The organism is Streptomyces celluloflavus (genome assembly GCA_000720995.1).
GTDB classification, from domain to species: domain Bacteria; phylum Actinomycetota; class Actinomycetes; order Streptomycetales; family Streptomycetaceae; genus Streptomyces; species Streptomyces celluloflavus.
Genome location: JOEL01000007.1, coordinates 78,580 through 100,747, shown reverse-complemented (window position 1 = coordinate 100,747; position 22,168 = coordinate 78,580). Strand labels below are relative to the sequence as shown.

Here is a 22,168-nt window from a genome sequence, read left to right as displayed (position 1 = left end):
CTCCCGGGCGCCCGGGGGCATGCCGGTGATCGCTCCCTGGTCCGCCACGCGTCCCGCGCAGATTCCTTCTCAGCGTGGGGACACTGACGAGGCGATGGCAGCGGGCACCACAGTCGACCATCTCACCGAGACCTACCGCGCGCACTACCGTTCATTGCTCGGTCTCGCCGCACTGCTCCTGGACGACACGGCCTCCTGCGAGGACGTCGTACAGGAAGCCTTCATCCGTGTGCACTCCGCCCGTGGGCGGGTGCGCGACCCCGAGAAGACCCTCGCCTACCTGCGCCAGACCGTCGTCAATCTCTCGCGCTCCGCGCTGCGCCGCCGCATCCTCGGGCTCAAGCTGCTCTCCAAGCCGATGCCCGATATGGCGAGCGCCGAGGAAGGCGCGTACGACCTGCTGGAGCGGGACCAGCTCATCCAGGCGATGCGCGGTCTGCAGCGACGGCAGCGCGAGGTGCTGGTGCTGCGTTACTTCGCCGATATGACCGAGGCGCAGGTCGCCCAGACGCTGGGGATCTCGCTCGGCTCGGTCAAGGCGTACGGGTCGCGGGGCATCGCGGCGCTCCGCGTCGCGATGGAGGCTCCGGCATGAGTGGCAAGACGTTCGGCCCGTACGGCCCGCACGACCCGTTTCACCGGAGTGACTGGTTCGGCCGCGGTGACGGGCCCGACCGGGGTGAGGGGCGCGATCCGCGGGCGGGCCGGGGCGGCCGTGGCGGCTGGGGGAGCCAGGGCGCCCGTGGGCTTCAGGGGGACCGGGAGGCCCGTAGGACCCATGAGGGCCACGGATTCCATGGGAGCCATGGGGAGAGCGGCTCGGGTGCGGCGCGAGGGACCTCGTGGGGCACCTCGGGAGGCTCTGATCCGTTCGACTCCCTGAGACCGCTGGGTACAGGTGTCCCGCATGATGCGGGTGAGCTGAGTGAGCGCGGTACGCCGGGTGGGCGTGGTGCGTCGAGTGAGTGTGGCGTGCCGGGCGAGCGGGGAGTGCGACGTGGCGCTCCCGGCATGAATGGTGCGTCGGGTGAGGTGCGTGGGCTGTACGTGGCGCGTGAGGTTCAGGGCGCGGGAGACGCGGCGGATGGCCGTCGGCAGAACCCGGCGAACGAGCCGGACGGCCGCCGGCCGGGTGCCGGCCTCGGGGATGACATCGCTGTCGGCGAGGGTGCCGGCGGTGCGGTGCGCGGTGCCGTAACGGGCGGCGGAAGCGGCCGGGGCGGCGGGGCCGGGAGCGGCGGCCGGGGCGGCGGTGGCTTCGGCGGCGGGGACGGCTGCGACGGTGGCGACGGCGGCGGTTTCGGCGGCGAGGACGAGCTGCGGCGGCTGCTGCAGTCCCGCGTCGGCGAGCTGGAGCCTTCCGTCGACGCGCTGGACCGGTTGCGCCGCGCGGTACCGGCCCGGCGTCAGCGCCGTCGGCACCTCGTCGTCGGCGCCGCCGCCGCGCTGCTGCTCGGCGGTACGTCGATCCCCGCCATGGTGCATGTGGTGAGCCTCGGCGACAACCCCGAGGACCGGCCCGCCAACGCCGCCAGCAGCCAGCGCGCGCACGGCGGCGCCGAGGGCGCGCACGGCGAGGGCACCGAGCAGGCGGGGCCTCGGCCGACCGGTAAGGACGGCCGGAAGCCGGACGCCGGCGCGCCCGCGGAGAAGGGCGCGGCGAAGGAGCAGGACGGCCAGGGCCACGAGGCGGGCGCCGGCACTCCGGATCCGCACGCGACCATGGACGTCAGCTCGCCCGTCTGCGGACGCCAGCAGCTCGGCAACGGCACCGGCACGGTGGGCGCGGCGGACTCGGCGGGCCGCGTCTACGGCGCGTTCCGGGTCGTCAACACCTCCGCGAGCGCCTGTACGGTCGACGGCGGCGGCGCGGTCGGCCTGGTCGCCCAGGGCGCCACCAAGCCCGACCGCGTCCACGTCGTCGACCACACCTCGGGCGACGACGCCACCGGCCTGCCCGATCCGGCCACCGCCCCCGGCAAGCTGGTCCTCAAGCCGGGCGAGGCGTACGAGATCAAGTTCGCCTGGATCCCGGAGTCCGGCGGCTCCACCACCGGTTGCGTCAACCCCGGTCCCTCGCCGACTCCCCTCCCCTCGAAGGCGCCCGGGGAGACCACCCCGGCCGCCTCCTCCGTCGCGGGCGACGGCGGCGGCCAGGCGGGCGGCAGCGACGGACCCGGCGACGGCGGCGCGGTGCCCGGTGCCGTCCTCCTCAGCCATACGCCCGAGGCGGGCGAGCCCGCGGCGGCCGATGCCAAGATCCCGGACGCCTGCGCGGGCACGGTGTACCGCACCGGGGCGCTGGCGGCGAAGTGAGGGCCGGTCCGCCCGGCGGCCGGGGCGGTGCCATGGAGGGGGCGGTGTGGATCCGTCGTCGTGGCCCCGTACCTTTGAAGGCGTGTACCGGTTCCTGCTGACCCCGCGGTGGTGGGGAATCAACGTCTTCGCCGTACTGGCGATCCCCTTCTGCATCTTCATGGGCAGCTGGCAGCTGAGCCGCTTCGAGGCGCGCGTCGATACGCACCAGCAGCAGGAGGTCCGCGCCGCCGACGCCAAGGCCGCGGCCGCCCGCCCGCTGGACAGCCTGCTGCCGGTCGACACCGTCACCTCCGGCCGCCAGGCCGGCGCCCGCGGGCACTACGACACGGACCACCAACTCCTGGTGCCGGGCCGTACGTTGGAGGACAAGCAGGGCAAGCGGCAGGGCTTCTACGTCCTGACCCTGCTGCGGACGGACCACGGCAAGGCCCTCCCGGTCGTCCGGGGCTGGCTGCCCGGCGACCCGGGCAACAAGGCCGACGCGGCGAAGGTGCCCGCCCCGCCGAAGGGCGAGGTGACGGTCACCGGCGCGCTCCAGGCGTCCGAGAACCAGAGCAGCACAGGGGTGCACGCCGACGGCGGACTGCCGCCGGGCCAGCTCGGCATGATCAGCGCGGCGTCGCTGGTGAATATCGTGCCGTACGACGTCTACGACGCGTGGATCACGCTCACCGACACCCAGGCCCCGCTGCGCGCCGTCCCGCCGGCCGCCGCCCAGGGCACCGGGCTGGACCTGAAGGCGTTCCAGAACCTCGGCTACACCGGCGAGTGGTTCGTCTTCGCGGGCTTCGTCGTCTTCATGTGGTTCCGCCTCTTCCGCCGCGAGGCCGAGGCCGCCAGGGACGCGGCACTGGGCATCGTGCCGGCGGACGAGGCGCCGGGGACGCCGGCGGCGGAGCCGGACGCGGACGCGCGGGCGGCGGACGAGAGCGCGCCGGTACCGCGCGTCTGAGCCGGCAGGCCCGGCGGGGCGGCTGTCCGGCCGCCCCGCGGGACCACGGGCGGACGAGCGGCCGCCCGGCCGGGGACGGCCGCTCCCGGCCGGGCGCCGGCCCGGCGCCCGGTGAGGGTCAGGCCCCCGGGCCGCCCACGTACCGCCGCGCGAAGTCGAGCTCCAGGCGGACCTGCTTGATGCGCTCCTCCACGACGAGGGAGCCGTGCCCGGCGTCGTAGCGGTAGACCTCGTGCGGGTGGGCGCGGCGGGTCAGCCGCTGGACGTAGTTCTCCACCTGCTGGATCGGGCAGCGCGGGTCGTTGACGCCCGCGGAGATGTAGACCGGGGCCCGCACCGCGTCCACGTACGTCAGCGGCGAGGACGCCTCGAAGCGCTCCGGTACCTCCTCCGGCGTGCCGCCCAGCAGCGTCCGGTCCATCGCCTTGAGGGCCTCCATCTCGTCGTGGTACGCCGTGACGTAGTCCGCGACCGGGACCGCCGCCAGCCCGACGGCCCACGCCTCCGGCTGCGTACCGAGCCCCAGCAGCGTCAGATAGCCGCCCCACGAACCGCCCGCCAGCACCAGCCGCTCGGGATCGGCCAGCCCGGAGGAGACCGCCCAGGCGCGCACCGCGGCGATGTCCTCCAGCTCGATCAGCCCGACGCGGTGCTTGAGCGCGTCCGTCCAGGCGCGGCCGTAACCGGTCGAGCCGCGGTAGTTGACGCGGACGACCGCGAAGCCGTGGTCCACCCAGGCCGCCGGGGCCGAGGCGAACGCGTCGCTGTCGTGCCAGGTCGGGCCGCCGTGGATGTCGAAGACCGTCGGGAACGGCCCCTCGCCGGCCGGCTGCTGCACCAGGGCGTGGATACGCCCGCCGGGGCCGTCCACCCAGACGTCCGTCACCGGTACCGAAGCGGGCGCCTTCATCCCGGGCGGGTCCAGGACGACCGCGCCGCTCGTCGAGCGGACCTCGGACGGCTGCGCCGCCGAGGACCACAGGAACTCCACCGTCCCGTCCGGCCGGGCCGTCGCGCCCGAGACCGTGCCCGCCGGGGTCTCGACCCGGGTCAGCAGCGGGCCGGCCGCGCCACCGGCCCCGCCCAGCTCATAGCGCCACAGCTCGCTGCGGGCCTGGTACTCGTGCTCCACCAGCAGGGCCGAACCGTCCGGATACCAGTCCGCGGCCACATCACCGGGCAGATCGATCGCCAGCGCCGTCTCCACACCCGTCAGCGGGTCCCAGAGCATCGGCTCCCAGCGGCCCCGCCGCTGATGGCCCACCAGCATCCGGGTGTCACCGTCCACCGGTGCGAAGCCCATCACCGACAGGCCCAGCTCCTCGGTGCCGCCCTTGGTGTCGTCCAGCTCCGCGACCGTCGAACCGTCCGGGCGGACGACGCGGATCGCGGAGTGCATCGCGTCGCCGTGCTCGGTGTGCTCGATGGCGATCAGGGCGCTGTCGTGCGAGAGGTCGCCGACGCCCGCCGACTCACGGTGGCGGTAGATCTCCACCGGCGGCTCCCCGGGCCGTACGACATGGATCGTCGAGCCGTCCTCGTCCGTGGAGCGCCCGACGACCGTCGTGCCGTCCCGGCCGATCGCCAGCCCGCTCGCGTACGAGGCGGCCAGCCCCGGGGTGGCCTCCTCGTCCGCGCCGCCCGCGAACGGCTGCCGCATCCAGACGCCGAACTCGTCGCCGTCGGTGTCCGCGAACCACCAGATCCATTCGCCGTCCGGCGACAGCGTCCCGTCCGTCGTGCCGTTCGGCCGGTCCGTGGCCTGCCGCTGACCGCCGGTCGCCCGGTCCCACGCGTACAGCTCGTAGGTGCCCGTGGCGTTCGAGAGGAACAGGGACCGGTCCGGGGCGTCCTCGGCCCAGTCCGGCAGCCCGATCCGCGGGGCGCGGAACCGCTTCTCCCAGTCCGGCATGCCGGCTCCCGCTGAGCCGGTCGAGTCGTGCGAAGGAGCCGGAGCGGCGGGGCGGCCGGTGTCGTGGGCGAGGGCGTGGTCGGAGCCCTTGGTCTCGTCAGTCATGGCCCCATTCTGCGCCCGGCTGCCGTAATTCCGTTGGCGAGGCCATGGGCCTGTGGATAACTTCGCGGCATGCGTGCACAGACGGGACCTGACGACTGGCGTGAGGCCAACCGTGCGATGTGGGACGAGCGCGTCGCCATCCACACCCTGAGCGACTTCTACGACCAGGCGGGCTTCCGCGACAGCCGGGACGTCATCCGGGACTTCGAGGCGGCGGAGGTCGGCGACGTCACCGGCCGCAGCCTCCTCCACCTCCAGTGCCACTTCGGCCAGGACACCCTCTCCTGGGCCCACCGCGGCGCCACCCGCGTCGTCGGCCTGGACTTCTCCGAACGGGCGACGGAGGCCGCGCGCGAACTGGCCGCCGAACTCGGCTACGGCCCCGACCGCGCGTCCTTCGTCACCGCCGATGTCTACGACGCCGTAGAGGCCGTCCCCGACGCTTCCTACGACATCGTCTACACCGGTATCGGCTCGCTGAAATGGCTCCCGGACCTGGACCGCTGGGCGACGACCGCCGCCTCCCTCGTCGCCCCCGGCGGCTTCCTCTACCTCGCCGAATTCCACCCGCTGTGCGACGCCCTCGACGACGAGACCGGATCGCGCGTCACCCACGACTACTTCCGCCACGACGCCTGGGTGGACGAGACCTCCGGCACCTACACGGATGCCGACGCGCCCACGGTCCACCGCCGCAGCGTCGAATGGACGCACACCCTCGGCGACGTCGTCACCGCCCTGGCCGCCGCCGGGCTGCGCATCGACTTCCTGCACGAGCACGATGTGACGCTCTTCCAGCGCTTCGACGACCTGCGCCGCGGCGCCGACGGCTACTACCGCTTCCCCGCCGACCGCCCCCGCATCCCCCTCATGTACTCGCTGAAGGCGACGCGTACGTCCTGACGGCGACCGGTCGGCCGGGACGGCGATCCGTCCGCCGTGGCGGAGCCGTCGCAGGTGGGGGCCGGTGCGCGGCCGGGGGCGGCGCCGGGCGCTCCGCCGTCGGCCGGATAGTCTGTCGGGCCCGCCCGGAGCGGGGCACGGGCCGGGAACAGCGGTCCGGGAACAGGGATGCAGAGCAAGGACCCGGAACGGCGGTCCGAGATCAACGGGGGAATGGTGCGGGTGCGCAGGCGAATAACGGGTGCCGTGGGTGCGGGTGTGGTCATGCTGCTGGCCGCGGGGTGTGCCGGTGCGGCCACCGGAGGGAAGGCGTCGCCCGGGGCATCCGCCTCCGTCGTGGCCGCCGAGCCACTGCCGCTGCCGCCGACGCCGCGCGCGGTCACCTGGACCGATTCCGACCACAAGGCGCACCCGTTGCGGGTCACGCCCACCCGGCTGGCCAGGGGTGACGCGGCCAACCTTGAGCACGTCAGGCTGGACGACGACCTCAAGGGGATGGTGCCGTACTACCTCACCTTCTCGTACACCAACACCGGCAAGGCCCCGGTGAGCGGGGTGGATCCGACGGGCAACTTCTCGGTCAACGGTGCGGACGGGCGGGCCGGGCAGCCGGTCTCCCTCTTCCGGACCAACCCGCTGGCCACCAGCTCGGGCCAGCCCGAGGAGTGCCGCGAGAGCGGCCGGGCGCGGCTGGCCGCCGGTGAGACCGCGGCGCTCTGCCAGATCTTCATGCTGCCCAAGGACCGGAAGATGGCGACCGTCTCCTACAAGGACGACGGTGGCGACACCTTCCTCTGGGACATCGACGGCGCCGCCGCCGAGGGGAATACCGCCGGGGTGCTGCCCGCCGGCCGGCCCGCCGACTCCGTCACGCAGGACACCTACGACCACGCCGTCCCCGTGCACCTCACGCCGAAGGGCGTGCGTACCGGGTCACTGGCCGATCTGGACCGCTTCGACCTGAGTGCGGAGACCAAGAAGATGGTCCCGTACTACGTCACGATCGAGTACCGCAACACCGGCAAGTACGACCTGCTGCCGAGCATGAAGGACGGCGTGGTGCTGCGGAGCGCCGGTGGCCAGGAGGCGAAGAAGATGCTGCTGCTGGACATCGGCGGCCCCGGGGTCGGCCGGTGCCTCGAGTCCGTCCCGCACGGGATGGTGCGGCCGCAGGCCACGGTCACCGAATGCTCCATCCACCTGCTGCCGAAGGGCGACCGGCCGGTCACCGTCGTCTTCCAGGGCAAGGGGCAGGGCGCGCAGCCGGTCGTCTGGCGGGCCACCGGCGGCGACCGGTAGCGCCGGGGCGCGCGTTACGGGGGGCGGTTCGCGCGCGGGTACGGGCACCGTCCGGCGCGCGCCGTCTCCGGCCCCCGTCACCGCTCCGTCAAGACCGCCGTCATCCGCGTCAGCACGGCGTCAAAGCGTCCCGGAGTCGGACACATCGGTCCCAGACTGGGCAACACGGGGCGGATGACGTATCCGTACGGGGTCGATGGAGGGCGCGTGCCGAGCACCGCCGGAACCGTGCGCAGCCCGGAAGCGGGGGCCTTGGGCTGATGCCGAGACGCCATGCGGATACGTCGTCCCGCCACCGGCCCGCCGGGCCCGCGGCCACGAGGGCGGCCGCGGGCCCGGCGGGTTCTCGACCGCCGCGCCGTCGCCGTACTCACCGTCACCGGCGCCGTCCCTGCCGCCGCCGTGCCGCCCCTTCCGCCGCGCGGGCGCCCCGCGGCCGTGGTACCCAGGGCGAGGACGGAGCAGTACGCCGACGGACCGATCCGAAGAGGTGGAGAGGTGGCGTGTGTGGCCGGATGGACCGGATATCCGCTGCGGGACCGGATCGCGGTGCTCGCCGCGCTCGTGGGCCCGTTCCTGGTCGCGCTTGCGCTCGTGCCCTTCCGTACGGACCTCTCGGACACCAACGCGGCGCTGGTCCTGGTCGTGGTGGTGGTCGCGGTGGCCGCCGCCGGCAACCGTGTCGCGGGCGCGCTCGCGGCGCTCTCGGCCACGGTGTGGTTCGACTTCTTCCTCACCCGCCCGTACCAGCGGTTCGCCATCACCGGCGCGGCCGATATCGGGACCGCCGTACTGCTCCTGATCGTCGGGCTGATCGTCTCGCAGCTGGCCGCCAGGGAACGGCGGTTGAAGGTGATCACGGTGACCGACGCGGCGCACCTGGCGCGCGTCCACGACACCGCCGCCCTGGCCCGGACCGCGGCCTCGCCCGACGCGGTGGTCGAGCACGTACGACAGGAGCTGACCGGACTGCTCCGGCTGCGCGGCTGTCGCTTCGAGTACGGCACGCTGATGGGCCGGCCGCCGCGCCTGGAGCAGGACGGCGGTGTGGCCGTCGGCCGCAGGCGCTGGGACCTCGACCACGCCGGCTGGCCCCCGGGGGAGATCGAACTGCGCGCGAGCGCCCGCGGCCGCTACTACGGCCGGTTCATGCTCACCCCCACACCGGGCTCGGTGCCCCCGTTGCCGGCCCGCCTCGTCGCGGTGACCCTCGCCGACCAGGTGGGCACGGCCCTCGACACGGCAGGGCCGCCGCAGGACGGGTGACGCGGCGAAGGACGGGTGACGCGGCGAAGGACGGGTGACGCGGCGAAGGGCGGCCGGTGGACCGGTGGACGGCGGGGCGCCGACGGATGGTGGCCGACGCGGCGGCCCGCGACCGTACGCGGGGTAGGCCCGGAGCCGGTCGCCCGGCACGACGATCCGGCCGGCGGCGGTACCGGCCCCTTTCGGGCAGGAGGAGAACCACCTTCAACCGGAGAAACAACGCGTACCTTCAGGTGATTTGACGGTACTTCACCTATAACCTCCCGGCATCCGCGGAATATTGCCTCCCCCGGGTGCGTGACGCGCGCCCGCCAACGAGAGGTGATTGATTCGCGTGCGAGTGTTCACACGTGCCGCGCTGGCCGTGGCGTGTGCGGCCGGTGCCGCCCTGTCCTTCGTCCCGGCGGCGCAGGCGGCCCCCGGTGCGGCCGCGTCCGGTTGCCGGTACTACTACACCAGCTTCTTCCGCGGTCCGAACGGCGAGACCACCGGCAGCGGCAACTACGGCGAGGGAGATATCGACCCCGAGGGGCGGGTCTGCCGCAATGGCTGGTGGATGGGCCAGTACGACGACGAGGGCGCCTTCGGCTGACGGCGCCGCGGGCGGCGCCCGTACCGTCCTTCCGGGGCGCGGAACCCGTGCCCCGGAAGGACGGCTTCCGGCTGTCGGACCGGATGCGCCCGCCGGCTACCGGGGTCCTCGTATCCGCCCCGCCGCCCCGCCGTCCGCGGACAGGCGCGTACGCAGGAGGAAGCCGATCGACAGGATCCCGCCCAGGGTGCTCAGGAGGGAGAGGGCGAACCAGAAGCCCACCCAGGTGGCCGGGACTGGCATCAGTGCGGCCAGGACGGCCGGATAGAGCAGCAGCAGCCACCGCAATCGCCGCTCCGCCGCCGCCTGTTCGCGAAGACGCCGGGTGACGCAGCCCGGCGCGGCGGTCCGGTGGACGGACGGCATGAGCCCCCGGGGGAGCGTCAGCCGCCAGGTGTGGACGGTCGCGCCGATCATGGCGAGCAGCACACCGAGACCGGATAACTGCACCCATTCCGGCACGCGGGTGTGGCCGGGGGTGGTGACGAGAAGCGTGGTGACCGAGAGCGGCAGCGTGCTCAGGGCCTCGACGGCGAACAGGCGGGTGGCGGGGGTGCGGCCCAGCACCTCGCGGAGGGCGCGCCACCGCGGGCGGGATCTCGTCATGGTGCCGGTGCCCGGATCAGCCGGCCGTACGTACCGTCGGCCGGTCCGGTGCGGTCCCGGGTGGTCCGCCGCGCGCCGCGGTCAGCGTGTACCGCTCCGGGTCGAAGCTCCGGGTCCGGCGCCGGAACCGCCAGGTCGGCTCGGGCCAGATGGCGGTGATACGCCCGTGACGGTCCTGGTACCAGCCCGCGCAGCCGCCCGCGGCCCAGACCGTGCCGGCCATCCGCCGCTGGAGTCCGGCGTTGTACGCGAGCTGGGCGTCGGCGCGTACGTCCATGGCGCCGATGCGCCGCTCGCGCATGAACCGCAGGCTGTCGAGCAGGTAGTCGATCTGTGACTCGATCATGTAGATGAGGCTGGTGTGCCCGATTCCCGTGTTGGGGCCCGCCATCAGGAACAGGTTGGGGAATCCGGCCACGGTTGTGCCCAGATACGCCTGCGGACTGCCCTGCCAGACATCGTGCAGCGTCCGCCCGTCGGCGCCCACGAGGAGCTGCGAATAGCCGGTGTCGGTCACCCGGAATCCGGTGCCGAAGATCAGTACGTCCACGGGGTGCGTGACGCCGTCCGCCGCCGTGGGGGACGCGCTGCCGGACGCGGTACCGGGTGCGGTGAGCACCGCGTTCTTCTCGATGCGCGCGATCCGTTCGGTGACCACGTCGACGTTGGGTGCGCCGAGGGCGGGGTAGTAGTCGTCGGACATGAGGACCCGCTTGCAGCCCAGCGCGTAGTCGGGCGTCAGCTTGGCCCGCAGGACCGGATCCGCGACCTGGCGGTGCAGATGGGCCAGCGCCTCCTTGCGGCCCATGGCGGCCATGGTGCGGTTACCGAGCAGCGCGGGCAGCCCCGCCTCGCGGACCGCGTACTCCCAGCCGCGCGCCAGCCGTTGCGCCGGTGGCGCCAGCCGGAACAGGCGGCGGCGCCACTCCGGGACCGGCCGGTCGTGGCGCGGCATGATCCACGGCGGGGTGCGCTGGAAGACGGTCACCTGGCGGGCGGTGCGCCGGAGATGGGGGACGAACTGGATGGCGCTCGCGCCGGTCCCGATCACGCCCACCCGCTTGTCGCTCAGATCGAGGTCGTGCCGCCAGCGCGCGGAGTGGAACGCCTCGCCCGCGAAGTCGTCCATACCGGGCAGCGACGGGACGGCGGGCTCCGACAGGGGCCCCTGGGCCATCACCAGACTCCCGGCGGTCAGCGTCCCTTGACCGGTCCGCAGCTCCCAGCGCTGCCGCTCGGCGTCCCAGACGGCGCCCTCCAGCGCGCAGCCGAGCCGCAGATAGGGCCGCAGGCCGTACCGCGCGACACAGCGCCGCAGATACTGCTCGATCTCCCGCTGCGGGGCGTAGCGCCGGCTCCACTCCGGGTTGGGGGCGAAGGAGAACGAGTACAGGCGGGACGGTACGTCGCAGGCGCAGCCGGGATAGGTGTTGTCCCGCCAGGTGCCGCCTACCTCGTCGGCCTGCTCCAGGATCAGCAGGTCCCGGTGCCCTTCCTGCAGCAGCCGGATGGCCGTGCCGAGGCCCGCGAACCCCGCGCCGACGATGACGACGGAGACGTGCCGGCCCGGCGGCGATGCCGGTGATGCCGGCGATGCCGGCGATATCTCAGCCCTCTCGGACATGGTGCCCTCCATTCACAACCCACGTTCAGTTTGAAATCGATCGTATAACATACGAGCGTATGGAGGGTGATAGGAGTGGTGGTGGGATGGAGATCCTGGCACGCGGCGGCCCCGGTGCGATGGGGGCGGTCGCGGTACGTGTGGCCGGCGCGCTGCCCGGTGTGGCCGAGACCGGTGCGGCCGAGGCCGAGGCGGCCGCCGTCCCGCCGGTGCCGGGGCTCGCGCAACTGCTGTACGGGACCAGGGTGCGGCCCGGTGCCCACCCGCCCGAGGCCGTCATCGACGCCGGGCGGTTCTTCGCCGATCCGGCCCGTGAGGTGCACACCTTCGTTGGGGCCGGGGCCGGGGCCGGGGCCGGGGCCGGGGTCGGGGCCGGGACCGGGACCGGCCGCGACGGTGCGATCGTCGAGGTGACGGAGGCGGGCCGTGGCGAGTGAGCCCTCCGCGGCATTCGTGGACGTGGGCGGGTACCGCGTCCGCTACCGGACCACGGGCACCGGGCGGCCCGTGGTCCTGCTGCACGGCACCGGTCGCAGCCTGGAGGACTGGGAGCCGCTGCGCGCCGCGCTGCCCGCGCGGCGGCTGATCGCCCTCGACCTGGCCGGTTTCGGGCTGTCCCAGCCCCTGCCGGACCTCCGGCTCGGGGCACTGGCCGAACACGTCGCGAAGACCCTGGACCGGCTCGGGGCCACCGCTCCCGCGCACGTGGTGGGCAACTCGCTGGGCGGCGCCGTCGCGATGCGGCTCGCCGTCCACGACCCCGCCCGGGTGGCCTCGCTGGCACTGGCCGACAGTGCCGGATTCGGCCGTGAGGTCACCTGGCTGCTGCGCGCCCTCGACCTGCCGGTGCTCTGGCGGCTTCTGCTGCGCCCCGACGAGTACGGCGCGCGGCCGGCCGAGCGCTCCCTCTTTCACGACCCGGCCTTCGCCACCCCCGACCGCATCGCGCTGGCCCGGGAACTGGCCCGGCGACCGGGCGCGGCCAGAACGACGCGCCAAGTGGCCCGTGCCCTCGGTTCGTTGAGCGGGGTGCGCGCCGACCGGCGCGGGAACCTGCTGGCGGCGGTCGAGGCGCTCGACATCCCCACCCTCGTCGTCTGGGGCGACCGGGACCGGATCCTGCCCGCCGCCCACCTCACCCACGCGGCGACCGCCCTTCCCCGGGCCCGCACCCACCTGTTCGCCCGCACCGGCCATCTGCCGCAGATCGAACGGGCCGCGGAGTTCGCCGCCCTGCTCGACGAATTCTGGGCGGATTAGGGCGGCTGCCGTTGCGTGCCGTACGCGGGTGCGCAGCGCGTCGCGGGGGAGGGAGGGGGAGGGCGAGGGTGAGGCCGGGGCGCCGCACTGATCCCGAACCGCACCAGCCGGACGATCTCCTGAAAACGATCGTAAATATTCCGATAGTTTATGATCGGGCGGTGCGGTGCGATGTGGGTGGTGTGTGTGGTGCGAATGAGTGACCTCAACGCCGCCATAACGGCACCTCGCCCGGGAGACCGGCCTCGCCGTGACGGCGCTCCCACCCCTTCCGTGCGTTCACCCGGGCCGCGCACCGCGGTCAGCCCGCGCCGTACCGTCGTCCCCACCCGAAAGGCCCGTCACGCCATGACTTCCACGCGCGACACGTCAACGCCCGTCGTGCAGGTCCCCACCCGGATGCTCGTCGAGGCACTGGTCCGTACCGATCACACGGTCGATACCGGCGAGGTCTACGCCACCGCGTCCCTGCTGGGCATGAGCGATCAGCAGGTGCGCCTGTGCATCAAGCGGCTGGTGGTCGAGGGGCGCTTCACACAGGAAGGCAGAGGCCGCAAGGCACTGCTGAGGGCCACCGACGCCACGGAGCGAATGCTGGGCCCCGACGCCGACTTCGTCGCCCACGCCTACCGGCAGGACGCCGGCCTCGCCCCCTGGGACGGGACCTGGCATCTGGTCGCCTTCGCCGTCCCCGAAACGGCACGCGTGGCCCGCGACGCACTGCGCACCGCCCTCACACGCCTGGGCGGCGGCCCCGTCCAGGGCGGCCTCTACGCCAGCCCGAACGCCTGGGAGCCGTACGTGCAGGAGCAGGTCCGCCACCTCGGCGTCCTCGACCATGTCTCGTTCCTGACCACCGACGACCTGCGGCACGGCAGCGAACGCGATCCCGCGGCGCTCGCCCGCCTCTGGTGGCCGCAAGCGGAGACAGTCGACCGCTACCACCGCCTCACCGCCGTGACCGAACCGCGCCTCGCCCGACTCCGCGCCCCCGAGAATCTTCCCCACGCCCAGCGGCTCACCATCGCGGTCGAACTCGCCGCCGAGTTCACCCGCGCCATGGAGCCCGACCCGCTACTGCCGCCCGAACTGCTCTCCCAGCCCTGGCCCGGTACGAAGGCCCGTGAACTCGTAGCGCAGTGCTGGTCACTCCTGGCCGACCAGGAGGAGCCGGACCCGAACCCGGGGCAGGGCCCGGAAGGGGAGGGCGTCCGCCTCTTCCGGCTCTACAGCGATGTCATCAACCAAGCGGTCATCGATATGTGAGGTGCCTGCGCGGTAGATGGTTCGGGGACGGCCACGCCGCGCTGCACGTGGAACCCGGGGAGGGAGCCGTCGACCCGGAATGCGGGCCTGCCCGTGCGAATTTCCGGTGTGTACGGCCCCCGAGCCGGGTGTGCAGTCACGGTTCTGCTCCTGCCAGGGGACGGAATGACTGCGCCGCCGAATCAGTCGGTGTGTCGAACCAACAAGGATTCCGGGATGCTCGACAAGATGGCGGGCTCTTGGGGGCCGCGGTGAGCGAAGTGGAGATCCTCGCGGGCGCGAGTACACAGTACGAAGAACCGAAGACGTGCGTCCACACCGGTCGGGTCCTCTGTGTACGCGTCCATGTCTGGAACGAAGACGCTGTCGAACTCCAAACCCTTCATGCTGGCCGTGCTCACGATCCGGATGGGCCGAGCCGAGAAGTCGACGGTGTCCCGGTAGCGATCGTCGTGCGCATATGCCTGGGTGTGCTTGGCGAGACCGAGTTGTGTGAGTTCGCTCTGGATTTCCCGTAGCACATGGGTCGACCTGCAAATGATTCCGATACTTCGCTCCGGATGCGCGTTGAAGTACTGGGAAACTCCGGTGAGGAGATTTTTCAGTGAGGGAATTTTCAGGACAGTGGGTGTACGGCCGGCGCGTGTCGGGAAGGGAAACGCATCCCCGGCCCCCTCGCGGAACTCGGATGCCAGCATCGCGATCTCCCGACTGTTCCGGCGGTTCTCGCGCAACACGAGCGGATCGGCCCGTATGGCAAGGGCCCGGCATATCTCGGACACGGTGCTCTGATCGTCACCGATCAGCTGGTTCTCGTCTGCGCACACGGTGACGCCGACACCAAGGATTCGACACAACTGATAGAAGCCAACAGGAAGGTTCTGCCCCTCGTCGATCACCAGATGCGCGGTCGACCCGACCCTGTGCAGGATGCAGTCCCGCTGCATCTCGATCCAGTCGTAGCTCCAACCTTCCTCGTCGGTCCGTGGCGGTTCGGTCCGGAAGTGTTGGCGCCAGAAATCTCTGAGCCACCGATGGTATGTGGTGACGTGGAGAGCTTCCGTGAGGTCCGGTGCCATTTGTGCGAGGTACTGATGCAGCAGATTGGAGTGCGTGAAGAGGGCGACGTAGCGACGGGCGGTCACCAGTGCCCAGGCGCGGTAGACGGCCATCACGGTCTTTCCGGCGCCAGGTGTGCCGGTGATGACATGGCTTCCGTGGAAAGGAAGATCGACGACGGCCCGCTGCTCCATGTCGAGGTCGAGGAGGGAAGGGATCTTCATGGCAGATCGACGGCTTCGGCTGATTCCTCGAGCGCGGCCTGGACCACTTCCCGAAAGAATCCTGGGACCTCTCCGTCACCGATCAAAAGTGTTCTGTCCAAAAGTGAGTTGCCGATCTCGCAGCACGTTTCGGGAAGGAGCGTGCACGCATGGCAGGCGGCACGGTTGAGGTTGGCCAAAGACCTACCGGTCGAGTCGGCGCACAGAGGGTCCTGGGAGCACCATTGCGCCGATTCGAGCAAGCGGATCAGAGTCTCGACGAGGTTCGGCGGCAGGCCCTGACGGACGAGCCCTCCCAGCGTTCCCTCGGCGTCGCCCGCGGCCGTGTAAATGAACACCCCTGCTTGTGGCGGGAGGTCACTGCCCGGGGCATGACTTCGGGCATAGACGCGTTCACGCAGCGAGGCCGCGTTGTAGCCGCTGTCGTAGGAGAGCTGGCGGATGAAGTGATGGGCCAGGGTGTGCAGCATCACGAATCGTGGGAGGAGCCTCGGGCCGGACTTGTCTCTCAGGCGGTCCGCCTTGAAGGAAGCGTCCATGTTGTGCTCGATCCGTCGGGTCCAGTCGCGCACCGACGGAAGTTCCTCCCATGTGCTCAGACTTTGCTCGTCGACGGAGATGAAGATTCCTTCACCGTAGGTGTCGATGGCGGGCAGCCACTTGGCCCGGCCCCGAGTATCGACCGACACCACGCGGCCGCCTTCTCCCTCCTCGCCGTCACCGGCGTTGGGCTCGTAGCGCGAGAATCCTTCGAGCGCGCGGACTTCGCGCACCCGATCGGCCACGACGACTCCGGAGATCCGTGCGTACATCTCCTGAACGGATTTGGGGGCGTCATGGCGAACCCCAAGGTGAGTGCGACGGACGGAGAAGGTCTGAGATTCGGTGACGGACTCCGGCGCGGAGAAGGCTGCCCATTCGGCGATGCTGAGATCGTCGTCCGTGTCGAGCGCCGAGGGCATCGAGGAAGCCTCGTCCGCATGGCGGCGTCGCAGAGTCTCGACGAATGCCTCCGGGACCTCGCAGTCCCGTGCGATGTACTCCTTGAAGACATCGGAGGCCGGCCCGTCCTGTGAACTCTTGAAGTCGGGCCACATACGGTGATTGACGACGTTCTGAACCATCTCCTCTTCCTCGGAAAGCCCTTCGGGAGCGGGGATGTCGAGGGCCGAGTGCGTGATCGGGAAGTACACGTTGGAAGCGCCGCGCTGCACGGCTTGCGGAGTCTCCTCGCAGGGGTCCGCCTCATCGTCCGCAGATTGCCAGGGGTGGCTTCCCGTGCATTCCACGCCGACCTGCTTGAGAATGTTCGGCTGGCTGATGCCTGCCAGATTTCGTCCGGCGTGACAGGCGATGCAGACGACTCGCAGGGCTTCCAGACCAGAGGATTCGGGGGTCGCGACGAATCGAAGTTTGTGAACCCGGCACTGGCGTTGGTCGTGCCCTACGCTCCTGGAGTGGGCCCACCGTCGCCAGTCGATGTCGGCCATGTGGCCTGCCCTGCACACCTGGATGAAACGCATGGGTGCCAGCTGCGGCTTGCCGGCACAATTACCGCAGGCCGCTTGCTTCTCCCATTGCTCGAGGTTCTGTCGCCAGAGAACCATCTTCCTGCACTGAGGGCAGAACAACCATTTAGGAAATCGCACGTACGTGGGGCCGATACGGGTTGCATGTGCGGCCTTGCCGGAGGGGATCACAGGGGCCGAGCGAAAGCCCTGGACTCCCAATTTCGTTGCCAGCCGAGGGGATTCGACCCGTTCGCCATTGGCCGCCCAACTACGGATGTCGGCGGCTACGAACGATTCGCCTCGGAGGTCGATGATCCCGCCGACGCCGAAGGGCACGATGGTCTGTGCCCTGCGAACCTTGCGGCGAACGTCCTTCATCGCTTCATGCTCCTCTCACGGCGACGAGGCACTCGCGGTCGACGTTGCGCATCGACTGCGGTGTTGGCCAGACGCCGCCCTGCTTACCGAAGTCGGTGAGGAGCGATGTGTGCAAGCGCCCCTGGGGTTGGTAGTAGAGACGGCTGCCATCACCCCGCATGATCTCGGCCCACTGCTGCCAGGTCTCGATCAACGAGTCGAGCTTCTTGGCTGCCGCATCGGCCTCGGTCGGGTCGGCCCTTTGCACGTGATCCACGATGAGGTCACGGATCCGAGCGACACCATCCGAATGGTCGAGGATGTCCCCCGCCCGGTTCTCTGCGGTCAGGCCGATTCCGTGACGCACGAGGATGGTGAGCACCGCATGCAGGGCACGGTTACGGGAGGGCATGGACCACGGTGTGACGCTGGTGGGCTCGACGTGGCGGTAGAGCGAGCGGTGGTACACACCGAAGGATTCGTAATGCGACCGGTCCCGTGGCTTGGTCGAGCGGAAGAGCGTGACGATCAACCCGGGCACATGACGCCGGCCGACGCGGCTGGTTGCCTGGATGTACTCCGATGTCGTCTTGGGCTGTCCGTTCATGAGCATGAGACCGAGGCGGGGTACGTCGACTCCGACCGAGAGCATGTTGGTCGTGGCGAGGAAGGAGATGCTGCCGCGGTCCTTGAAGTGCTTGCCGAGGCGCTCGAGGAGCCGAGGCTGGGCGGCACGTGAGACGTTGCTGGTGAGTTCGACCACTGAATCTTCGTTCAGTTTCCGGCGCCGTGTGGCGTCCTTCGTCAGGTGCTCGAGACGCGCGGGAATGTCGTCCCGCGCGATGGTGACGGTTCGGCCGAGCTCTCGCAGGCTGTTGTGATAGGCGACCGCGGTCCAGTACGTGTCCCGAAGGGTGTCGTCGTCGCAGATCTCCTTCGGGGCCTGCAAGGAGGCGGCACCGACGTGGACGGTCGAGGTCGACGCAGTGTGCCCCTGGGCCATGACTCCCACGTACAGACGCCCGGGTTTCTCCTGGTCGGGTGAGGCGAAGTACGAGTCGCCGGCCTTGATGCCCGCCGGGGGGAAGAGCTGGGCGGGGCGGCCGTAAAGGCTGCGGATCTGTTCCTGCGAGCGTCGGATGGTGGCGGTGGAAGCGATGACCTTCGGCACGGTGCCACCCCACGCGCACAGTTCGAGGATGGCCGACTCGTACAGACCGACCGTTGTTCCCAACGGCCCGGCCAGGAGATGCAACTCGTCCTGGATGATCAGCGAGGGTTTGCGCATGCCGTTCTTTCCGAAGAGGTTTCCCGCCTCCGGCTCCCACGCCAGTCGCGCGAACTTGTCCACGGTGCCGAGTACGAACGTCGGCGGATTCTCGTAGATCTGCTCGTCCACCACGGAGACCGGAAGCTGTTCGTGGAAGACGCACGTGTCACGCGGACAGAAGAACGAGGTGGTGACGCCATCTGCTCGGATGCCGAAGTCCCGTTCCTGTCCTTGTCGTTCCGGGACGATCTCGGTGCCGCACCAGGGACAGCGTTCCAGCAGGAAGCGATCATCGGGTGCGTTCATCTGCTTCAGCACACCGAGCTCGATCTGGGCGGCCGAGATCTTGTTCGGCGTGGTCTCCTTGCCCACCCAGAGTCCGATGGAGATGGGCTCCTCCCCCAGCTCGTGGGGCAGCGGCCCGTCGTACCCCTTCCTGATGTACTCCAGGGCACAGATGGCCGTAGCCGTCCGCTGGAACTGCTGTGTGGTGAGCAGACTCAGCGTGTATCGGCTCAGCACGGCCGTACCACCCCCGGCCGCGCCGAACCGCAGCCGACGCCAGATGATCTCGAAGCAGGCGGTGAGGAGGTATGCCTCCGTCTTGCCTCCTCCCGTGGGGAACCAGATGAGGTCGACCGTCTTACGGTCTTCGTGCGCAGGGTTCAGCAAGCCCTCGACCACGAGCAGGAAGTAGGCGAGCTGGAACGGGTGCCACGCATGGTCGCCACCCGGCTCGGACAGTTCGAGTACTTCGCTGTTCCTCCGGCGACGGCTGCCGGCCAGTTCCGGACGGCTGTGGAGCATCTGGAGCGCCATGGCTCGGTTGGCCAGGCGAAAAGCCTCGCGTGCCTTGTCCCCCGCGGAGGTTGATGCGGTGAGGGACTCCACCCCCGACGTCATACGGTCCAGCGCGGTATTGATGCGTTCGAGGATGCGTTTGGCGGGCGCAGCGGCCCACGGTCGCAAGGACTCCGCCTCCGACACCTGGGTATCGAACCATTTGCGATAGCCCAGGACGAAGGAATGCAGTTCGGCTCCGAGGTCGTCCACGGCCAGATCGGATCGGGAGAGGTACGCGAGGTTGAGTACCGGCAGATCCTTGGGACCGTCGGGTTTGATGTCCTTGACCACTTGTTGAGGCATGACCTGCGCTCGCACGGTGGTGACCTGGCAGGATTCGTCGTCCCACTCGACGGCACATCCGTGCCCCACGGCCCGGGTCACGATGTGCCGGTACTGGACGCGGAGTTCCTGCTCCTCCTCGTCACGGCTGTTGAGACGGGTACTCGGATATTCGAGGATGGTTCCGCCGAGGGTCGTCGCCCTCAGTTCGGCCTGGAAGAGCATCAGATCGCGATCTTTGTAGCTGCTCTCCTCTTCGGCATGGGCGTTCGCCAGCACGCACGTGACGAGATGTCCGGCGCCGAAAGGGCGCCATCGAACATGGAGGCGACCGTGACCGTCCAGAACGCGGACCGGGGCCGTCCGTTCCGCAGAGACGGTCTCCGTTGTGGAGAGCCGCGGTTGCCTTCGCCAGCTGCGACGCCCGCCCTCGCGGGACGTCAGGTACCGGGAGGCCCCACAGGTGACCTCGATTTCACGGGCGTTGGTGAAGAAGGAGAAGCCGAGAGATGACGGGAGCCATGCGTTCGCCTCGGCCACGGGGTCGTCGGCGAAGCTGTCCTCCTCGCCGTTGCCGGCCTCCGTTTCGTTGAAATCCTGCTCGCCGTCGTCCTGCGAGTGCTCCAGCAAGGAGGCTCCGCGCGGATACAACGTGCCCATCAGGTAGCGCCGGTCAGGTGGGTCGGCGAGGATCTCGTCCTCGGCGACGGCCGGACCGACCAACTGCCGGCGGAGATACGTCACGAAGTCGGCGCGGTGCTCGGAGAGTCGTGATTCGGAGTCGTTCACCCGAGGCGCCCTTCCCGCGTCAGTACGGCTACGCCCAGGTCTTTCAGCATCCGGCGGGTACCAGGGCGGCAAGCGACCCAGAGCTGGGCACGGGCCCTGGTCAGGGCGACATAGAGTGCGTCGAGGCGGCCCTCGAGGTGTCCGGGTTCGAGGTCGATCAGACAGACGACATGGTTCTCATGGCCCTTGAAGTCGGAGACGGACGACCAGGTGAGACGGTGCTTCGTGCGGTCGGTCCCGACCACATCGGCGAATCGCTCGATCTTGGTGACTCGCTGCGACAGACGGGCCGAGCTCGTTTCCCAGTCCCCGGAAGCGGACAGCAGCGTGATGTCCCGCGGCGAGACGCCCTCCCGCACGAGTTCGTTCACATAGGCGTCGAGAAGGACGGCCTCCTCCGGAGCGTCGTGCACGTCGGTGTAGCGGACCGGCTCACCCTCACCCGCGGAGGCGATGCCCAGGTCGGCACCCGTGTAGGAGCGGACCTGTTTGACGATTTGCACAGTGTTGCGGCAGTTGCGCTTCAGGGGCCCGAACTCGATGCCCAGAAGGTCCAGATACTTCCGGGCTTGGAGAGCGTAGGCATCCGGGGCCAGCACCTGGTTGTTCGGGTCGAGCATGAAGATCCACCGGCCTTCTGCGAGACGTCCCGATACCAGAGCCTCCAAGGTATCGAGAGCCTCGAAGGTCATCAGGTCCTGCGCCTCGTCCACGATCAGTTGGTCGAAGACACGGCCCTGAACCTCGTCGAGGCGATCGTACGGCAGGACAGTGATCGCGTCGTCGGCGAGGACGCGATCCAGATGGGTTGCCAGCGTGGTGCTCGCGCAGGTCAACAGAACGCTGCCGTGGGCGGACTTGCGACGGGCCGCCTCCGCGGCGAGGAACGTCTTGCCGGTGCCTGCACCACCGGTCCAGATGAGGCGTGGGACGGACTCCAGCTCGTCGAGTCTTTCGAGCTGTTCGTTGGTGAGGCGTTCGAAGGTGACGTCGAGATGCGTCAGTCGGGACTGCAAATTGGGTACGAGGTCGAAATCCGGCCGGATGGCCTCGAGCATCTTCTTGCGGAGAGCGGCGGAGACGGGGGTGCGGGCCCACCTGTTCCGCGTGAGCCAGAAGCGGGTGGCTCGTTCGATGCCCGGTGCCAGACCGCGTCCGCCGTCGTACGCAGTGGTGCCGAGATACTGTTGGGGTTCGAACTCGGTCGTGCGCCGGAGGTCGACGTCCGTGGTGATCACGAGGTATCCGCTGGGGACACCGTGGTCTCTCAAATCACCGACCAGGGCGCCGATCTCCCTGTCGAACTCGTGCATACCTCCGCTGGCCTGCGCAAACGGGCTCTCTTTCGGGCCTTCCTCGCGACCGGGCGGACCGTAGTACCACTTCCCGTCGCGTTGGTGGACCCGACCGCCTTTGACCTCGATGAAGAGCAGGATGTCGGGCGTGATGACGACGAAGTCGATCTCGCCGACGCGCTTCCTGTGGTGCTGGGGGAGATGAACCGTGTGCAGCGCGACGCTCCGGTCATCAGGAATCGCCTTGAGCGCGGCGAACACACTGCGCTCGGCCTGGCTCCTGGTTCTGCTCGAGATCTCACTCGGAATAATTCGCATCAACTCTCCCCATGGTCACGCGAAGACCTCCCTAAAATACCGAGCGACGGATCCTCGGGGCGCGGGCCCCGGCGAGGAAGCGCTGGCCGCGACGGCTCGATGAATGATGGACTACG

Annotated in this window: 17 protein-coding genes; 10 read left to right on the top strand and 7 right to left on the bottom strand. The window is 70.2% G+C overall.

The features are described 5' to 3' along the window. The first annotated feature begins 19 nt into the window (after positions 1-19). From IH09_RS08910 to IH09_RS08900, 3 genes are all read left to right on the top strand, one after another. The gene (locus IH09_RS08910; RefSeq protein WP_205380142.1) at positions 20-595 is read left to right on the top strand and encodes a SigE family RNA polymerase sigma factor; all 576 of its coding nucleotides are present in this window, start codon (positions 20-22) and stop codon (positions 593-595) included. A 587-nt stretch (positions 596-1,182) separates the two neighbouring features. After that, complete coding sequence (locus tag IH09_RS38885; RefSeq protein WP_240151019.1) at positions 1,183-2,316, top strand: hypothetical protein; 1,134 nt, start codon at positions 1,183-1,185, stop codon at positions 2,314-2,316. 82 nt (positions 2,317-2,398) lie between these two features. Continuing rightward, positions 2,399-3,271 (top strand): SURF1 family cytochrome oxidase biogenesis protein, encoded by an 873-nt coding sequence (locus tag IH09_RS08900; RefSeq protein WP_052855563.1) that lies wholly within the window; start codon positions 2,399-2,401, stop codon positions 3,269-3,271. A gap of 118 nt (positions 3,272-3,389) precedes the next feature. Here the strand turns inward: IH09_RS08900 and IH09_RS08895 are convergent, their stop codons facing one another. Further along, positions 3,390-5,183, bottom strand: coding sequence for a S9 family peptidase (locus IH09_RS08895; RefSeq protein ID WP_052855651.1), 1,794 nt, complete (start codon positions 5,181-5,183; stop codon positions 3,390-3,392). A 174-nt stretch (positions 5,184-5,357) separates the two neighbouring features. Here IH09_RS08895 and IH09_RS08890 point away from each other — a divergent pair, with 174 nt between their 5' ends. From IH09_RS08890 to IH09_RS08875, 4 genes are all read left to right on the top strand, one after another. Next, on the top strand, positions 5,358-6,191 hold the full coding sequence (locus tag IH09_RS08890) for a class I SAM-dependent methyltransferase (protein ID WP_052855562.1): 834 nt from the start codon (positions 5,358-5,360) through the stop codon (positions 6,189-6,191). 168 nt (positions 6,192-6,359) lie between these two features. After that, positions 6,360-7,490 carry a hypothetical protein gene (locus tag IH09_RS08885; protein WP_240150997.1) on the top strand — a complete coding sequence of 377 codons (1,131 nt, stop codon included), beginning with the start codon at positions 6,360-6,362 and terminating at the stop codon, positions 7,488-7,490. A 507-nt stretch (positions 7,491-7,997) separates the two neighbouring features. After that, positions 7,998-8,756 carry a DUF4118 domain-containing protein gene (locus tag IH09_RS08880; RefSeq protein WP_244934139.1) on the top strand — a complete coding sequence of 253 codons (759 nt, stop codon included), beginning with the start codon at positions 7,998-8,000 and terminating at the stop codon, positions 8,754-8,756. A gap of 334 nt (positions 8,757-9,090) precedes the next feature. Further along, a complete protein-coding gene (locus tag IH09_RS08875) occupies positions 9,091-9,348 on the top strand; it encodes a hypothetical protein (protein WP_143682207.1) in 258 nt (85 codons plus the stop codon). 96 nt (positions 9,349-9,444) lie between these two features. Here IH09_RS08875 and IH09_RS08870 read toward each other — a convergent pair whose 3' ends face one another. Beyond that, positions 9,445-9,954 carry a hypothetical protein gene (locus tag IH09_RS08870; RefSeq protein WP_052855560.1) on the bottom strand — a complete coding sequence of 170 codons (510 nt, stop codon included), beginning with the start codon at positions 9,952-9,954 and terminating at the stop codon, positions 9,445-9,447. Between the two features lie 16 nt (positions 9,955-9,970). Further along, a complete protein-coding gene (locus IH09_RS08865) occupies positions 9,971-11,578 on the bottom strand; it encodes a flavin-containing monooxygenase (protein ID WP_052855648.1) in 1,608 nt (535 codons plus the stop codon). 86 nt (positions 11,579-11,664) lie between these two features. Here IH09_RS08865 and IH09_RS38880 point away from each other — a divergent pair, with 86 nt between their 5' ends. The 3 genes from IH09_RS38880 (at position 11,665) to IH09_RS08850 (ending at position 14,104) form a co-directional block, all read left to right on the top strand. Continuing rightward, positions 11,665-12,015 carry a hypothetical protein gene (locus IH09_RS38880; RefSeq protein ID WP_052855559.1) on the top strand — a complete coding sequence of 117 codons (351 nt, stop codon included), beginning with the start codon at positions 11,665-11,667 and terminating at the stop codon, positions 12,013-12,015. After that, complete coding sequence (locus IH09_RS08855; protein ID WP_052855558.1) at positions 12,005-12,838, top strand: alpha/beta fold hydrolase; 834 nt, start codon at positions 12,005-12,007, stop codon at positions 12,836-12,838. The genes IH09_RS38880 and IH09_RS08855 overlap by 11 nt, the downstream gene beginning before the upstream one ends. 348 nt (positions 12,839-13,186) lie before the next feature. Continuing rightward, positions 13,187-14,104 (top strand): PaaX family transcriptional regulator C-terminal domain-containing protein, encoded by a 918-nt coding sequence (locus IH09_RS08850; RefSeq protein WP_052855557.1) that lies wholly within the window; start codon positions 13,187-13,189, stop codon positions 14,102-14,104. A 182-nt stretch (positions 14,105-14,286) separates the two neighbouring features. Here the strand turns inward: IH09_RS08850 and IH09_RS08845 are convergent, their stop codons facing one another. The 4 genes from IH09_RS08845 to IH09_RS08830 are packed head-to-tail and all read right to left on the bottom strand — an operon-like array spanning position 14,287 to position 22,052. Then, the gene (locus IH09_RS08845; RefSeq protein ID WP_052855556.1) at positions 14,287-15,387 is read right to left on the bottom strand and encodes a DEAD/DEAH box helicase; all 1,101 of its coding nucleotides are present in this window, start codon (positions 15,385-15,387) and stop codon (positions 14,287-14,289) included. Next, positions 15,384-17,276, bottom strand: a complete 1,893-nt coding sequence (gene drmB / locus IH09_RS38875) for a DUF1998 domain-containing protein (RefSeq protein WP_190233240.1) — start codon at positions 17,274-17,276, stop codon at positions 15,384-15,386. The genes IH09_RS08845 and drmB overlap by 4 nt, the downstream gene beginning before the upstream one ends. 4 nt (positions 17,277-17,280) lie before the next feature. Next, positions 17,281-20,439, bottom strand: coding sequence for a helicase-related protein (locus IH09_RS08835; RefSeq protein ID WP_052855554.1), 3,159 nt, complete (start codon positions 20,437-20,439; stop codon positions 17,281-17,283). Beyond that, a complete protein-coding gene (locus tag IH09_RS08830) occupies positions 20,436-22,052 on the bottom strand; it encodes a nuclease-related domain-containing DEAD/DEAH box helicase (RefSeq protein WP_052855553.1) in 1,617 nt (538 codons plus the stop codon). Before IH09_RS08830 ends, IH09_RS08835 begins: the two co-directional genes overlap by 4 nt. Positions 22,053-22,168 lie beyond the last annotated feature (116 nt).